The sequence below is a fragment of the Pedobacter yonginensis genome (assembly GCF_003173595.1).
Classification (GTDB): domain Bacteria; phylum Bacteroidota; class Bacteroidia; order Sphingobacteriales; family Sphingobacteriaceae; genus Pedobacter; species Pedobacter yonginense.
Genome location: NZ_QGNZ01000003.1, coordinates 755168 through 769798, shown reverse-complemented (window position 1 = coordinate 769798; position 14631 = coordinate 755168). Strand labels below are relative to the sequence as shown.

The window sequence follows — 14631 nt, the reverse complement described above, 5'->3', positions numbered from 1 at the left end:
ATCCGAGGCTTTCAAGGCAACAACATCGTTGTTTGTTCTTCTAACATAACTTCTTTCAATAATATGTCATTTAGGCCAATGGTTGCAGGACCGGGGGCATGGCGGACCATTTCCGCCCTGAGACCCAGACCCCTGCCCAATTGTCTTATCTAAAAGCATTCAGGTGCCTATATCGGCGGTGTCCACCTCTTCCCATTCCGAACAGAGAAGTTAAGCCCGCCAGAGCCGATGGTACTGCGGTAACACGTGGGAGAGTAGGTCGGTGCCAGATCTTAAACTGCTAATTAGCAGGATAAACAGAAACCCTGTAGTAACAACTCCAGGGTTTTTCTGGTTACAAGACTATGGATTCTAAGTGATCATTAACCATAGCAACTCAGTTGAAATATTGAATCGATATAAAAATATTTAGGTGTCTATATCGGTGGTGTCCACCTCTTCCCATTCCGAACAGAGAAGTTAAGCCCACCAGAGCCGATGGTACTGCGGTAACACGTGGGAGAGTAGGTCGATGCCAAATCTCTAAACCCAATGAACATTGGTAGAGAATAACCCTGTAGTAACAACTGCAGGGTTTCTTGTTTTTAGAACTATTTCAAAAACTTTTATTGCCTTTATGTCCGCCCTTGTTTAAACTTAAATCTAACGTGCTTATAAACCCTTGTAAGGAGTTTCTAAACCCGATAGCAACGGAAATACTTTTTGGTTTGAGGGCTTTTCTATTTAAGATTAGCGTCCGAAAAGATTGTAGTGGATAGCGGGACCGAAGCCATCGTTATGAACACTGGATTTGCTTTGCCTAATTAATGGATGTTAGCTTTCTTTTACGGCTAATTGACCGCAAGCGGCATCAATATCTTTACCACGACTGCGACGGATATTGGTAGTTATGCCTTGATTTTTTAAGTAGTTTGCGAAGGCATCAATTTTATCGCCTTCGGCATTTGTAAAATCGGCAAATGAAATTGGGTTATACTCAATTAAGTTTACTTTGCAAGGAATGTGTTTACAGAATTTGGCCAAATCCATTGCATCAGCAATTTCATCATTAAAGTTATTGAATACGATATATTCGTAAGTAACCGGATTTTTTGTTTTGGCGAAATAATATTTTAATGCTTCGGACAGTGCTTTCAATGAATTGGCCTCGTTTATCGGCATAATTTCATTACGCTTTTCATCATTTGCAGCGTGAAGTGATAATGCTAGGTTAAATTTAGCTCCGTCATCACCAAGCTTCTTAATCATTTTGGCTATGCCTGCTGTAGAAACGGTAATGCGTTTATAACTCATGTTTAAGCCATCTGGTGCCGTAATGCGTTCAATTGATTTCAGCACATTGGCATAATTAAGCAAAGGTTCGCCCATGCCCATATACACAATATTGGTAAGTGGGTTATTGTAGTTCTGTTTGGCCTGCTTATCAATTAAAACAACTTGATCATAAATTTCATCCGCATTTAAATTTCTTTTACGATCCATATAACCTGTAGCACAGAATTTGCAGGTTAAGCTGCACCCAACTTGTGAACTTACGCAGGCTGTCATTCTATCTTCTAATGGAATTAATACGCCTTCAACAATATTACCATCGGCTAAACGAAAAGTGTTTTTTATGGTATGATCGCTACTGAATTGTGAATTGTTAACCTGAACGGCATTGATGGCAAAACTTTCGTCTAAAGCCTTTCTCAAATCTTTAGAAAGATTGCTCATTTCCTCGAAACTGGTTGCAGATTTTTCCCAAAGCCATTGGTAGATTTGCTTAGCCCTAAATGCTGGTTGTTGCATAGCGGTAAGATGCTGTTGCAATTGAGGCAAATCTAATGCGCGGATATCGAGTTTTTTTGCTGTTACCATTTATTACAAAGTTAGCAAAAAGGCTTTAAGCTGAAAGGATAAAGCATACTGTTAGGCTACAGGCTTGCAAATTTTACATTACCACGCGCAATTTGGTGCAGATGCCCATTAGAAGGCCCAAATTGACTCAAATGAGGTTTATCTCCCTCTTTTACGTGTGCTTGATTTTGCAGCTGATTTTCCCTTGCCTGGCCTCGTGTTGCGTTGTGCGGAGCCTGATTTAGGCGCCGGTTTAGATGAAGACGCATGCGAAGATTTTTTAGTGAAAGATTTTTGGCCGCTGGGTTTTGCTGATTGATTTGGCTTTTTGGACGATTCTGACTTGGACTCTTGTGTTTCTTCCCAAGAATTTGTTTTCTTCTTCGTATTTTTTGGTTTAGAAGCTGCTTCTGACGAAGAGTTTTCGATCATTTTAGATATGCTGCTTAACTCGGTTTCAGTAAGCTCTCTAAATTCTCCAGTTGGGATGCCCTTCAAATTGATATTCATAATCCTTGTGCGCTCTAGCTTGGTTACCTCGTATCCGAAGTGCTCACACATTCTACGAATTTGTCTGTTAAGGCCCTGAATCAAAATAATATTGAATACGAATGTGCTGATTTGACGGACTTTACACTTTCTAGTGTTTACGCCTAAGATGGGTACTCCATTGCTCATTTCGAAGATAAAATCTTCAGTAATGGGCTTGTTCACCGTTACTATATATTCTTTTTCGTGTTTATTGCCAGCTCTTAAGATTTTGTTTACAATATCACCATTGTTTGTTAGGAAAATTAGCCCAGATGAATCTTTATCCAAACGACCTATTGGGAAAATGCGTTCGCTGTGGTTAACATAATCTACAATATTATCTTTAACATTAGATTCTGTTGTACTGGTAATCCCCACGGGCTTATTAAATGCTAAAAGAATGAAATTAGAATCTTCTTTGGGTTCGATATTATGGCCATTAACCATCACCTTATCTCCTGCGAAAACCTGATCGCCAACTTTGGCTCTTTTCCCGTTTATAAAAACAGTTCCTTTTTCTATAAATCTATCTGCCTCACGGCGAGAACACAATCCACTTTCACTTATGAATTTATTTAAACGGGTTGCACTTGAATTTTGCATAGATTTAATTTTACGCAAATATAAGCTAAATGCCTAAACCGAAGTGTTTGTTTCTGTTTCATTCGGAAAAACATTGGTGGGTGGATAGCGCAGAAGTTCTAGTAAATTCCTTAGTTGAGCAATCATCTCAACTAAGGAAAATCAAATTTAGAAACTTTGGTCGTCGGCACTTGGGCCATAACTCCCTGGTATTGGGATATTTAATAATCTTAAATAAACACCTAACTGCGCCCGGTGGTGTGTGGTTTGGCTAAAGGCAATACGCATCATCTCATATTTGGTCAAATCACCTAAAATTTGTTCTCCATTGCGTAATATCCACTGCTTATCAAAATCTTCTTCGCTGGCTTTTTCCAATTCAGCTCGTCCACTTTCGTAGCTTTCAGTTAATAGCTTCAGTAAATCTTCATTGCTTTCAACCTGCTTTTCTTCGTATGGCGCTGTTGCAAAATCCAAACCATCGGTGGTGAATGCTAAATTTACCCAAGCAGGTAGCTCTGCAATGTGGCTTGCCAGCGACTTCATTTTCATGCTTTTTTCGTGTGGAGCCCAATCAAATTGATCTACAGGTACCCGCTTCAAAAATTTTTTAGTGGTGTTGAATTCCGATTCAAATTCTTTTAATAATGCTTTAATCATATTCATATTTTTTTGTTTTGTTTCCATTTTGGTTATTTCCATTAATAGTAAGTCTGCTATGCTCATGGTTGGTTGGGTTTGTTGTACAAAGGAAACGAGGGCGAGTGACAACCCTATGGCAGTGTAAAAAATAGAATGATTTTTTATTTGCTAATTCAGCATTGATTACTGAATGGTGTTTGAAGATATCTGTGAAATGCTTGTGCTGTGAGTGTGTTAAAAATTTACAGGTAACATGCTCATGTACTCGCTTAGCGGCATGTGGTCTGTTTTTTGGAAATATTCGCCTCGATTGTTTAAACAGATGATTCTCGTTAAATTAAAATCGCGGTACTGCCCGCGAAGATGGCACCAAGCGATTAAATGCCAGCTGAAAGCGTAAAAGATGAGACCGATGGGTTCAACAGTGCGCTTGCTTATTTCCTCTTTAGCATTTTTATAATCCAGTTGGACAATGTTTTTTTCGGAGATTGCATGTTGTAGGAGTGAGAGATATTCAAAGTTGAAGGTCATCCGCTCCGGAATTTGAAGTTTTATGTGCTGATTCATGTTTTCCAGCTTCTCCTTTTGTGAGGCTTTTAATACGGCCTTAACTTTTGTAAGTGCAGTTGAGTAATGTGCACGAATGGATTTATCTGCAAAACCATTTACCAAACTTTCTACCAGCAATAAGGCATTGGCTTCTTCCATGTTAAAGGAAACAGGAGGAAGAAAAAAGCCCTGAACCATAAAGTAACCTTTCGGCTGTTCAAAGCTTACAGGTATTCCTTGTTCTTGCAAAGCTTTTATATCTCTATAAACGGTACGAATGCTAATGTTAAATCGTTCAGAAATCTTTTCTGCAGATATATACTTTCGCGATTGCAACAAAGTTAGTATCCCGAAAAGGCGGTCGATTCGATTCATATAGATTGGCTCGGTTAAAATTAGGTAATTTATGTAAATGTTGAGAATGTTATTCAGAATTAACACCATCAAATATTGGTAGGAGGCTTTTAAGGTATTTAAAACCCAACAAAAATTTCCTTGGTATGCTATTTGTGTAATCAGTGCACATGTCTTTCCGCTTACATCATTCGTTAGATATTAAAAGCATAATCTGAATTTAATGGCTGTAGATATTCAAAAAAGATTCTTTAGGGCAGTAAAAAGTAAGGTAATTATTGGGTTTTTATTTGCCTGTTTCGCGCTGCTTTTGGCTTGGGGCATCAGCAAATTTGCTTTCACCAGAATGTTAAATACGGTTGAGGAAATATCAGCACCAAATGATCGCCTACGCATTGTTAACGATTTATCGCATAAAATTGCACGGTTAGATCAGTTACAACGAGATGAAGCCTTTAATAAGCAAGGAAATTATAGCTTTTTAAAGGAATCGAGAAGGCTGAGAGTAAGTTTGGATACCCTTAGTAAATTATATTCTGAAGATTCTCTTCAATTGGCAAGGATAAAATCGATTAAGAACTTACTAACGGAAAGAGACAAACAATTTGTTTCCTATTTAAAGGTTAGGGAGACGCTCGTGAATACCAAATCTTTTTCTGAAGAGGTTAAAAAGTTAAATAACCTTGTTGCGACTCGTTCAAGACAAACCGATAGTGCAATTCTAACTACAGAAACAACAACTTCTACCACCACGGTTGCACCAGATGAGCAAGAGAAATCAAGAGGGTTTCTAAGCAAGCTATTTGGAAAGAAGAAATCGGAGGTTTATAAAATTATTAATGAAGAATTTAAGGTTAAGCGCGATACGCTAAATGCAAAGGCTGAAGACAGCATCATGAAAAGTATGACTGGCTCTCTGAAGAATATTGAGCTCGAACAAAAACAAAAAAGCCAGAAATTTTTAAAAAGAGAGGCTGATTTATCTGATGCAAGTAATGCTTTGACAGGGCAAATGCTTCAAATTTTAAGGGAAGTTGAAGGGGAGGCAGTTGCTCAGGTAGATTTGAATGGCATTCAGGCTAAACAAGTTGTAAACGACGGAATTACGCAAATTACCATCATCATTATTGCTTTCTTTTTAATCACCGTAATTCTTCTCTATTTAATTTTAACTGACATCACGAAAAGTAATCGATATAGAAAGGCACTAGAACAAGCAAAGGACGAGGCTGAATATCACGTTAAGGCAAAGCAAAGATTTCTTTCCAATATGAGTCATGAAATTAGAACACCCTTGCAATCCATTTTAGGCTATGCAGAGCTCATTACGCAGCAAGACAAACCCAATAAAAAGGATATCGATGCGATTTATCAATCTTCCATCCATTTATTACAAATTGTTAATGAGGTTTTAGATTATAACCGCATCATATCGGGAGAATTTAGTTTCAGCCATCAGGTTTTTGATGTTCGCAAAGTTTTGAATGAGGCGGTTTCGGTGATGCGTCCATTGGCAGAGCAAAAAGCACTAAAACTAATAGAAGACTTTGATTTGGCAGGAATCGAATTTGTGAAAGGCGATGCATTTAGATTGAAACAGATTCTATTTAATCTATTAGGAAATGCGGTTAAGTTTACACTCAAGGGTGAGATCCTGCTCGCCGTTTCCTGCAAAAAACAAGGATCAGATTTGCATTTCAATTTCACGATAAAGGATACTGGAATTGGCTTTGCTGAAACGGACATCACCAAAATATTTAACGAATTTGAGCAGATTGAATCGCCCGAGAAATACATCATCAACCAAACGGGCACAGGTTTAGGGCTTACCATTGTTAAATCGCTAATCGAAAATCAAGGAGGCCGGATTTATGTAAAAAGTAAGCCAGGTATCGGAACAACTTTTAGCATTTACTTAAAATACGAAGCTACGGATGAACGTGTAAATGAAGCACTCGATTTAGAGCATTATGCCATAGTGGATTCTGGAATGGTTTGGGTAATTGATGATGACAAGTTGATTTTAGATTTATGTGGTTTAATTTTTGAGAAAAATAACATCCCTTATCAAAGCTTTGGCCAAGTAGCTGATATTCTTCAGGAAGAGCCAGTCGTTGATTTAAAATATGTGTTAATTGATATGCGAATGCCCGAGATGACGGGTTTAGAGCTTTGCCATTTATTGAAGAAGAAACTTCCATCGAGCGTTAAATTCTTTGCCATTACCGCTCAGGTTTTGCCCGAAGAAAGAGAAATGGTTTTAAGCGAAGGTTTTGACGGACTTATTTTAAAACCATTTAGAGCTGAAGATCTGTTGTCGATTTTTGAAAGAACTGAAATACTGCCTGAGCAACCCGAATTTGATTTGTCGTCAGTTGAAAAAATGACCTTTGGCGACCAACAAATGCTCCAGAAAATTTTAAATCGATTTAAACAGGATTGTGTTGAAGATTCGAAAGAATTGAAAAAGTATATTGAAGAAGGTAATTCAGACAAGGCCCGGTTGCTTGTGCATCGGCTAGCAGGTAGAACGGCACAAATGGGCTCTACAACCTTGTCTAATGCTTTTAGGCTGCTCGAAATCAACATTGCAGACAATGGATTGGCGGACAGCGTAATTTTGGAAATTTCCGGTCAATTGAAGAAGCTGGATGCTTTGATTGCGATTATGGAAAATATGGAATACCTTGATAAAGAATAGTTGTTAGCTTAAGCAGACAAATTAAATTGACGGATTACTCAATTCCATATCTTTCCATTTTGGCGTAAAGTGTTTTTCGATCGATATTCAACATTTTTGCCGCTTTAGATTTGTTGTGTTTGACTTTGATTAGCGTTTCTGCAATAAGTGTTTTTTCGTTTTGCTCATTAACGGCTTTTAAATCTGATGTTCCGCCGGGCGCAATTTGCTGATGTACCGAAATCATCATCTCATCTGGTAGGGCCGTAACTTGCGCCACATCGCCAGGGGTTAATAAAACCATCCGTTTAATTACATTACTCAGTTCACGTAGGTTTCCTGGCCAATCGTAGTTCAAAAGTAGCGATTTGGCTTCAGATGAAATACTTTTCACGTTCCTTTCCAAATCTCGGTTGGATAGCTGTATGAAATGATTGATGAACAATTCCAAATCTCCACCCCGATCTCTCAAAGCTGGCAGTTGGATTTTAAATTCATTTAAACGGTGATACAAATCTTCTCTAAACGCGCCCTGCTGCATGCTGTTACTCAAGTCATCATTTGTTGCCGTAATGATGCGCACATTAACTGGAATTTGCTTCGAGCTGCCTAAGGGTTGGATTACCCTCTCCTGTAAGGCACGTAGCAATTTAATCTGAACTTCGTAACTTAAATTTCCAACCTCATCTAAAAATAATGTTCCACCATCGGCAACCTCAAATTGACCTTTTTTATCGTTTAGCGCACCAGTAAAGGCCCCTTTAACATGGCCGAATAATTCGCTAGCTGCTAAATCTTTAGAGAGTGAACCGCAATCTATCGCTATAAATGGTCTTTTTGCCCTCTTGCTTTGTTGGTGGAGGGTTCTTGCTGCAAATTCCTTTCCCGTACCACTTTCACCTTGAATAATTACCGACATATCGGTGGGGGCAACTAAGTCGATGTGTTCGTATAATTTATCGGCAATGGCACTTTTGCCTTTTATAAAATCAGCGTCGGTTTCTTTAACTTCGGTATTTTTAGATTCCTTTTTGGTTAAAGAATTTTTAATAACCATTAGTAACTCATCTGGATTTACCGGCTTAGTGATGTAATCAAAAGCACCCATCTGCATGGATTTAACAGCGGTTCTCACATCATTAAAACTGGTCATGATGATTACCGGTATGGAAAGTCCCAAATTTCTACTGTGGGCGAGTACCTCAACCCCTATCCCGTCGGGCAACCGGTAATCTAAAAGCAGTAAATCGAATTCTTGATTTTCGATTAATTTAAAGGATTGTTTTACCGAGGTTACGAGCGTAATCTCATGCATATTTTTTGACAGAAAGCCTTCAAGTAATTGAGCAAATGTAGTATCGTCTTCTAAAATCAGGATTCTGGCCATACAGCAAAAATAAGAAAAGCCAGACAAAGTCTGGCCATTCTTGTACTAGGTAGATGTAATATTTGGGGTTTATTGTACTGGTTTACCGTCTTTATCAATTTTTACAGAACCTGTTTCAGCTTCTTTTTTAACATTGATTAGGTAATATTCTTTCGTACCTTCTTTAACAGACCATGCCTCGGTGGCCGTCCAACCTTTGTAAGCATCAGATTTTAATGCGGTTGTAACTGGCTCTGGTAATTCTTCCAATTTTACAGGCGTTTTAACTGCGCTATCTTGAACTGCAACAATTGCGGCGTTTTTTAAGGTATTTACTTCTTTTGCTTGTACTGCTGATAATCCTGCAAATGCTAAGAACGCAGCTGATAAAATTAACTTTTTCATCTTGTATTAAATTTAATGTGATGAAACCATCTTAAAATAGCTTCGTAGTTTAGTTGAGTATATGCGTGGCCATTTCCAGCCACGCATAGTTGATTATGCCTTTAGGCAAATATTATTGAACTGGTTTACCGTCTTTGTCAATTTTCACTGAACCTGTTTCAGCTTCTTTTTTAACATTAATTAAGTAATACTCTTTTGTACCTTCCTTAACCGACCAGGCTTCAGTTGCTGTCCAACCTTTATAGGCATCAGATTTTAATGCGGTTGTAACTGGCTCTGGTAACTCTTCTAATTTTACAGGCGTTTTTACCGCGCTATCTTGAACTGCAACAATTGCAGTAGTTTTTAAGTCTTTTATTTCACTTGCTTGTACTGCTGAGAATCCTGCGAACGCTAAAAATGTAGCTGATAAAATGAACTTTTTCATAGTATGTAATTTTTAAAATTTATGTTTGTAACAATACTTGCTATGGTTTCATAATGGTGCCAAAAGGCTAAAATTGCTTAATTCATTCATTTATAAGTATTTGTGTTTATGCCAAAAAAAATAAATTGGGGAGTTTCTCCACAGCTTGGGGGTAATGGCAACAGCTTTTATTTAATTGGTAGTGAATTACCGGATTTGGAAAGCAAAAACAAAGCTGCTATTAAGCGTTCGTCCCGCTAATGCTTCAAGCACCGAAAAAGCCTCTGCAAAAACATTGGGAAGCAAATAGGCAGCCATGCAGATGCATCAGCGGTGGCTTTTCGCGCATATCGGGTTTATAAAAATTCTGGCTGTGCAATGATCTAAGGTTGCCGAGCACAAACACCAAATCCACTTTTGTAAGTTTTTGTAAATTAAGAGTTTAGTTAATTTGTGCTTTAGTTTCTTTGAAATTTTTAAAATTTTTTTTTTCAAAAGAATTATTTTTTCTATACTTGCAACCCAATTAAAAGCCTCCTTAGCTCAGCTGGTAGAGCAACTGACTTGTAATCAGTAGGTCATTGGTTCGATTCCGATAGGAGGCTCTTTTAATTCTCTTTTAGATGTAATCAAAATCTAAAAATATTTCCAATCCATTTTACCAGCGCACTTCATTACAAATCGTAAATTCGCTTCATGCTAAAATACTTTTCAGCCGATTGGATTTTTCCGGTGAGCACTCCACCAATAAAAAATGGAGTAGTTGCAATAAATCCTAATGGCGAAATAAAAGAGATTTATACAGAAGATGCCGCACTAAAGCTTGATTTTAAAATCGAGAAATACGCAGGTGCCATTGTACCTGGCTTTGTAAATACCCATTGTCATCTAGAGCTCTCCCACATGCTGGCTAGCGTTCCTGAACACACGGGTTTAGTAGCGTTTGTACAAAATATCATTAAAAATAGACAGGCAAGCAGCGAAGAAATTCACCTGGCTATGCGAAAGGCCGATCAGCAGATGTTTGATAATGGAATTGTAGCCGTTGGCGATATATCTAATCAAATTATATCAAAAGAAATTAAAACCAATAGTAAATTATACTACCACACCTTTGTAGAGGCCATGGGTTTTAATCCTGCAAATGCACAGGCGGTGATGGATTTTGCGATAGATCTTAAAAATAAATTTGCCCCTTTATCTGCTTCGGTAGTTCCGCACGCACCCTATTCTGTTTCGGCCGAATTATTTGCTTTAATTCATGCACATGCAGAACATGGCAAAACCCCCATCAGCATACACAACCAAGAAACACCACAAGAAAATCAGTTTTTTGAAAATAAAACAGGAGAATTCTTAAATCTGTATCAGTTTTTAGGATTAGACATCTCGTATTTTGAGCCAAGCGGTAAAACCTCTTTGCAAACTTGGCTGCCCCGCATTAAAAAACTCAGAACGCTACTGGTACACAACACCGTTGCAAGCAAGGCCGATTTAGAATTTGCGAAACAAAGCCATGCAGATTTATACTGGTGCCTTTGCCCGCAAGCCAATTTATATATTGAAAATACCTTGCCTAATGTAGATTTGCTAATCGATGAAAATGTTAAAATTACCTTAGGTACCGATAGTTTGGCCAGCAATCATCAGTTGAATATTTTGTCAGAGATGAAAACTTTGCAGCAACATAAACAGGTACCTTTCGACAAACTGTTGCAATGGGCTAGCTTAAATGGAGCAGAATTTCTAAATCTGCACAAGCAATTTGGAAGCATTGAAATTGGGAAAAAGCCTGGTTTAAATCTCATCCAATTATCAAATCATTTTAAAATTGAAAGTGATTTAGTTGTTAAGTTAATTTAAAAGATGAACACAATCTGCAAACTCTTCAATATAAAATATCCAATTATTCAAGCCGGAATGGTTTGGTGCAGCGGATGGAAATTGGCAGCAGCCGTTTCTAATGCGGGTGGCTTAGGCATAATTGGTGCAGGATCTATGTATCCCAATGTACTGAGGGCGCACATTGAAAAGTGCAAACTGGCTACAAATCAACCTTTTGGTGTTAACATTCCGCTTTTATATCCGAATATCCAAGAAATTATTGATGTCGTTTTAGAGGAAAAGGTTAAGATTGTTTTTACTTCTGCTGGCAATCCGGCCACTTGGACAAGTACTTTACAGGAAAACGGAATCATCGTTGTACACGTAATCGCGAATACCAAATTTGCATTAAAAGCTCAGGAAGCGGGAGTGGATGCCGTAGTTGCAGAGGGCTTTGAAGCTGGAGGACATAACGGAAGGGAAGAAACCACAACCATGTGTTTAGTTCCGATGATTAAGAAAGCTGTTCATATTCCAGTAATTGCGGCAGGTGGAATTGGGAGTGGTAATTCGATGTTGGCTGCCATTGCGCTCGGTGCGGATGCGGTTCAAATTGGCTCTGCCTTTGCCGTTGCCGAAGAATCATCTGCGCACCCTGCCTTTAAAGATAAGATTATCGCATCAGTAGAAGGAGATACAAAATTGGCCATGAAAAAGCTGGTGCCGGTAAGGTTATTAAAGAATGAATTTGCCGATGCCGTATCGCAGGCAGAAGCTGCCGGGGCAGATCGAAGTCAATTAATGGAATTGCTGGGTAAAGCTAGGGCAAAACTTGGGATGTTTGAAGGGGACATGGATAATGGAGAGCTCGAAATCGGCCAAATTTCAGCTATGCTGAATGAAATAAAACCCGCTAAACAAATTTTAGAAGATATTTGGGCTGAATACTGTGCAGGTTTAGCAAAATTTAAGAATTTGTATCATGAATTAAACCGATAAGGATTGGTTTACTAACTTTACAAGATTAAAAATTCAATTTCTTACATTAATGAAGCATTTTAAGATCATCATCACAGGAAAAGTTCAGGGCGTTGGCTTTAGAGAAACAACAAAAATTATCGCTAACCAAATGTCGGTAAATGGATTTGTAAGAAATGAGAAGGATGGTTCTGTTTATATTGAAGCAGAGGCAGATGAATTATTTTTAGAAGAATTTGTAAACTGGTGCCATGAAGGGCCAGATCGCGCTCGTGTAGAAGATGTGCACTATACCGAAGCGGAAGTAAAAAACTATCGTAATTTTGAGGTTGTTAAAAAATAGGTGGATTTAGGGAATCGAAACGCAAGCCTAGATTCCAACGATTCCAATTGTTTAAAATAAATCGATTGTAGATTTTGAAGCAAAATGCTGATTCAATCTAAAATCTAAATCTAAAACCAATTGTCTGTATATAAAAAATTTCTTGGGCAAACTATGGTGTATGGTATTAGCACCATACTATCTCGCTTACTCAACTTTATTTTAACTCCAATATTTACCCGTACCTATGCAGCGGCAGCCTATGGTATTTTCACCAAAATGTACAGTTATGCATCGTTAATTAATGCATTATTGGCATTTGGGATGGAAACCACCTTTTTTCGCTACTTAAATAAACACGAAGACAAAAAGCAACAGGTTTATAACAATTCCTTTTTGGTTATTGCCTTTATTTCGATATTATTTCTAATTACTGGCTTAATATTTACCGATCCCATCACCAAATGGTTGTTGAACAATAACATGTCTCACTTTCAGGATCAACGTCGTTATGTTCAGTATTTTTTATGGCTTTTGTTTTCGGATGCCATCTGTATTATTCCTTTCGCTAAATTAAGGGCAGATGGAAAACCATTTCGGTACAGCTTACTTAAGTTTATCAACATTTTAAGTTATGTTTGCTTTAGCTTGTTCTTTATTTATGCGGTTCCGGCAATTATAAAGCATAACTGGCCTTCCGCTCATTTTTTTGCTAGTTTTTTCCGTGAAAAGTGGATAGGTTACGTGTTTATCGCGAATCTTGCAGCTAGTTTAATCACCTTTTTATTGCTTATTCCAGAGTTTCTTAAACTGGAATTAAAGTTTGATAAACCGATGTTTAAAACCATGCTTGCCTACAGCTGGCCAGTTTTGGTCGCTAACCTATCATTCATCATTAATGAAAATTTGGATAAAATTCTGCTTGATAAATATTCAACAGAGGTTCAAGTGGGTATTTATGGTGCGGTATGTAAAATTGCCATTTTTATGAGCATTTTTAATACGGCGTTTAGGTTAGGTGCTGAGCCTTTCTTTTTTAGTCATGCCAAAAACGCAAATGCAAAGCAAACCTATGCTACTATCCTTCAGTATTTTGTAATTGCGCTTGCCATCCTATTTGTCGCGCTGGTGGCTAATATCGAAATTTTGAAATTGTTTATTAGTAGAGATGCAGCACATAGGGCTGAATATTGGGTTGGCTTGCCTGCTGTACCATACCTATTATTGGGCTATGTTTGTTTGGGCATTTATATGAATCTTTCTGTTTGGTACCGTTTATCAGACCAAACCAGATTTGGACTTTACATCTCATTGGTTGGTGCATTTATTACCATTGTATTCAACATGGTGCTCATTCCAAAATACGGATACATGGGGTCTGCGTGGGTTTCTATGGCTGCGTATGCAACTATGACAATCATTTCTTATATACTCGGCCAAAAGTATTATCCTATTCCGTACAACCTAAAAAAGATTTTAGCCTACCTTATTGTTTCTACGGTTATTGTATTCAGCTCTTTCTTCCTGTTCAACAGAAATATCTATATTGGTAATGCAATGTTGGTTGCTTTTATTTTAGGGATTGCCTACTTTGAAAAAAAGGATGTGCTCAAAATGTTAAAACGATAAATCGGTTACTCAATTACATGCTTAGATGGAAATAAAAATCGTTAATAAATCTCAACACCCTTTGCCACAGTATGAAACTGCACATGCGGCTGGGATGGATTTGAGGGCATCAATTACAGAAGAAATCATTCTTAAACCCTTACAGCGATTGCTGATTCCAACGGGTTTATACATAGAACTGCCGATTGGTTTTGAGGCACAGATTAGACCGCGCAGTGGTTTGGCCTTCAAGTATGGCATCAGTATCGTAAATGCTCCGGGTACCATAGATGCGGATTATCGTGGCGAACTAAAAGTTTTATTGGTAAATTTATCAGATACAGATTTTACCATTAATGATGGTGATCGGGTTGCGCAAATGGTGGTAGCGAAACATGAAACGGTGATTTGGCAACCTGTTGATGAACTGACTGAAACAGCTAGAGGTGAAGGTGGTTACGGCCATACTGGGAAAAAATAGTTTCGTTTTTGGTTTAAAATCTGCTGTTTTCTGATTCAATTTATATGGCTTCAATCATTAATGG

At 38.0% G+C, this 14631-nt stretch carries 13 protein-coding genes, 1 tRNA gene and 2 rRNA genes; 9 read left to right on the top strand and 7 right to left on the bottom strand.

Features of this window, described 5'->3' with window-relative positions; all coding sequences use genetic code 11:
- The first annotated feature begins 159 nt into the window (after positions 1-159).
- Both rrf (DHW03_RS14935) and rrf (DHW03_RS14930) read left to right on the top strand, forming a co-directional pair.
- Positions 160-271 (top strand): 5S ribosomal RNA (gene rrf, locus DHW03_RS14935).
- A gap of 137 nt (positions 272-408) precedes the next feature.
- Positions 409-520 (top strand): 5S ribosomal RNA (gene rrf / locus DHW03_RS14930).
- Positions 521-813: 293 nt separating this feature from the next.
- Here the strand turns inward: rrf (DHW03_RS14930) and rlmN are convergent.
- The 4 genes from rlmN to DHW03_RS14910 all read right to left on the bottom strand — a co-directional run bounded on the left by rlmN (position 814) and on the right by DHW03_RS14910 (position 4518).
- Complete coding sequence (gene rlmN / locus DHW03_RS14925; protein WP_109926610.1) at positions 814-1860, bottom strand: 23S rRNA (adenine(2503)-C(2))-methyltransferase RlmN; 1047 nt, start codon at positions 1858-1860, stop codon at positions 814-816.
- Between the two features lie 138 nt (positions 1861-1998).
- Positions 1999-2973 carry a 23S rRNA pseudouridine(2604) synthase RluF gene (gene rluF, locus DHW03_RS14920; RefSeq protein ID WP_109926609.1) on the bottom strand — a complete coding sequence of 325 codons (975 nt, stop codon included), beginning with the start codon at positions 2971-2973 and terminating at the stop codon, positions 1999-2001.
- A 147-nt stretch (positions 2974-3120) separates the two neighbouring features.
- Positions 3121-3678, bottom strand: a complete 558-nt coding sequence (locus DHW03_RS14915; RefSeq protein ID WP_109926608.1) for a DinB family protein — start codon at positions 3676-3678, stop codon at positions 3121-3123.
- Positions 3679-3828: 150 nt separating this feature from the next.
- The gene (locus DHW03_RS14910) at positions 3829-4518 is read right to left on the bottom strand and encodes a helix-turn-helix transcriptional regulator (RefSeq protein ID WP_109926656.1); all 690 of its coding nucleotides are present in this window, start codon (positions 4516-4518) and stop codon (positions 3829-3831) included.
- Positions 4519-4720: 202 nt separating this feature from the next.
- Here DHW03_RS14910 and DHW03_RS14905 point away from each other — a divergent pair, with 202 nt between their 5' ends.
- Complete coding sequence (locus DHW03_RS14905; RefSeq protein WP_109926607.1) at positions 4721-7198, top strand: ATP-binding protein; 2478 nt, start codon at positions 4721-4723, stop codon at positions 7196-7198.
- Positions 7199-7232: 34 nt separating this feature from the next.
- Here DHW03_RS14905 and DHW03_RS14900 read toward each other — a convergent pair whose 3' ends face one another.
- From DHW03_RS14900 to DHW03_RS14890, 3 genes are all read right to left on the bottom strand, one after another.
- Positions 7233-8564 (bottom strand): sigma-54-dependent transcriptional regulator, encoded by a 1332-nt coding sequence (locus tag DHW03_RS14900; RefSeq protein WP_109926606.1) that lies wholly within the window; start codon positions 8562-8564, stop codon positions 7233-7235.
- Between the two features lie 69 nt (positions 8565-8633).
- Positions 8634-8948: a hypothetical protein gene (locus DHW03_RS14895; RefSeq protein WP_109926605.1), complete on the bottom strand. Its 315-nt coding sequence runs from the start codon at positions 8946-8948 to the stop codon at positions 8634-8636.
- A 112-nt stretch (positions 8949-9060) separates the two neighbouring features.
- The gene (locus DHW03_RS14890) at positions 9061-9375 is read right to left on the bottom strand and encodes a hypothetical protein (RefSeq protein WP_109926604.1); all 315 of its coding nucleotides are present in this window, start codon (positions 9373-9375) and stop codon (positions 9061-9063) included.
- Positions 9376-9886: 511 nt separating this feature from the next.
- On the opposite strand from DHW03_RS14890, the gene DHW03_RS14885 reads away from it, so the two are divergent.
- The 6 genes from DHW03_RS14885 to dut all read left to right on the top strand — a co-directional run bounded on the left by DHW03_RS14885 (position 9887) and on the right by dut (position 14567).
- Positions 9887-9959 (top strand) — tRNA-Thr (locus tag DHW03_RS14885).
- A 91-nt stretch (positions 9960-10050) separates the two neighbouring features.
- Complete coding sequence (locus tag DHW03_RS14880) at positions 10051-11217, top strand: amidohydrolase family protein (protein WP_109926603.1); 1167 nt, start codon at positions 10051-10053, stop codon at positions 11215-11217.
- 3 nt (positions 11218-11220) lie between these two features.
- Positions 11221-12177, top strand: a complete 957-nt coding sequence (locus DHW03_RS14875) for an NAD(P)H-dependent flavin oxidoreductase (protein WP_109926602.1) — start codon at positions 11221-11223, stop codon at positions 12175-12177.
- Positions 12178-12226: 49 nt separating this feature from the next.
- Complete coding sequence (locus DHW03_RS14870) at positions 12227-12499, top strand: acylphosphatase (RefSeq protein ID WP_109926601.1); 273 nt, start codon at positions 12227-12229, stop codon at positions 12497-12499.
- Between the two features lie 120 nt (positions 12500-12619).
- Positions 12620-14107, top strand: a complete 1488-nt coding sequence (locus DHW03_RS14865; RefSeq protein ID WP_240618550.1) for a lipopolysaccharide biosynthesis protein — start codon at positions 12620-12622, stop codon at positions 14105-14107.
- A 25-nt stretch (positions 14108-14132) separates the two neighbouring features.
- Positions 14133-14567, top strand: a complete 435-nt coding sequence (dut, locus tag DHW03_RS14860) for a dUTP diphosphatase (RefSeq protein WP_109926599.1) — start codon at positions 14133-14135, stop codon at positions 14565-14567.
- Positions 14568-14631 lie beyond the last annotated feature (64 nt).

Coding starts and splice junctions, on each gene's coding strand:
- rlmN (WP_109926610.1), bottom strand. CDS start 1,860: ATGGTAACAGCAAAAAAACTCGATATCCGCGCATTAGATTTGCCTCAA.
- rluF (WP_109926609.1), bottom strand. CDS start 2,973: ATGCAAAATTCAAGTGCAACCCGTTTAAATAAATTCATAAGTGAAAGT.
- DHW03_RS14915 (WP_109926608.1), bottom strand. CDS start 3,678: ATGAGCATAGCAGACTTACTATTAATGGAAATAACCAAAATGGAAACA.
- DHW03_RS14910 (WP_109926656.1), bottom strand. CDS start 4,518: ATGAATCGAATCGACCGCCTTTTCGGGATACTAACTTTGTTGCAATCG.
- DHW03_RS14905 (WP_109926607.1), top strand. CDS start 4,721: ATGGCTGTAGATATTCAAAAAAGATTCTTTAGGGCAGTAAAAAGTAAG.
- DHW03_RS14900 (WP_109926606.1), bottom strand. CDS start 8,564: ATGGCCAGAATCCTGATTTTAGAAGACGATACTACATTTGCTCAATTA.
- DHW03_RS14895 (WP_109926605.1), bottom strand. CDS start 8,948: ATGAAAAAGTTAATTTTATCAGCTGCGTTCTTAGCATTTGCAGGATTA.
- DHW03_RS14890 (WP_109926604.1), bottom strand. CDS start 9,375: ATGAAAAAGTTCATTTTATCAGCTACATTTTTAGCGTTCGCAGGATTC.
- DHW03_RS14880 (WP_109926603.1), top strand. CDS start 10,051: ATGCTAAAATACTTTTCAGCCGATTGGATTTTTCCGGTGAGCACTCCA.
- DHW03_RS14875 (WP_109926602.1), top strand. CDS start 11,221: ATGAACACAATCTGCAAACTCTTCAATATAAAATATCCAATTATTCAA.
- DHW03_RS14870 (WP_109926601.1), top strand. CDS start 12,227: ATGAAGCATTTTAAGATCATCATCACAGGAAAAGTTCAGGGCGTTGGC.
- dut (WP_109926599.1), top strand. CDS start 14,133: ATGGAAATAAAAATCGTTAATAAATCTCAACACCCTTTGCCACAGTAT.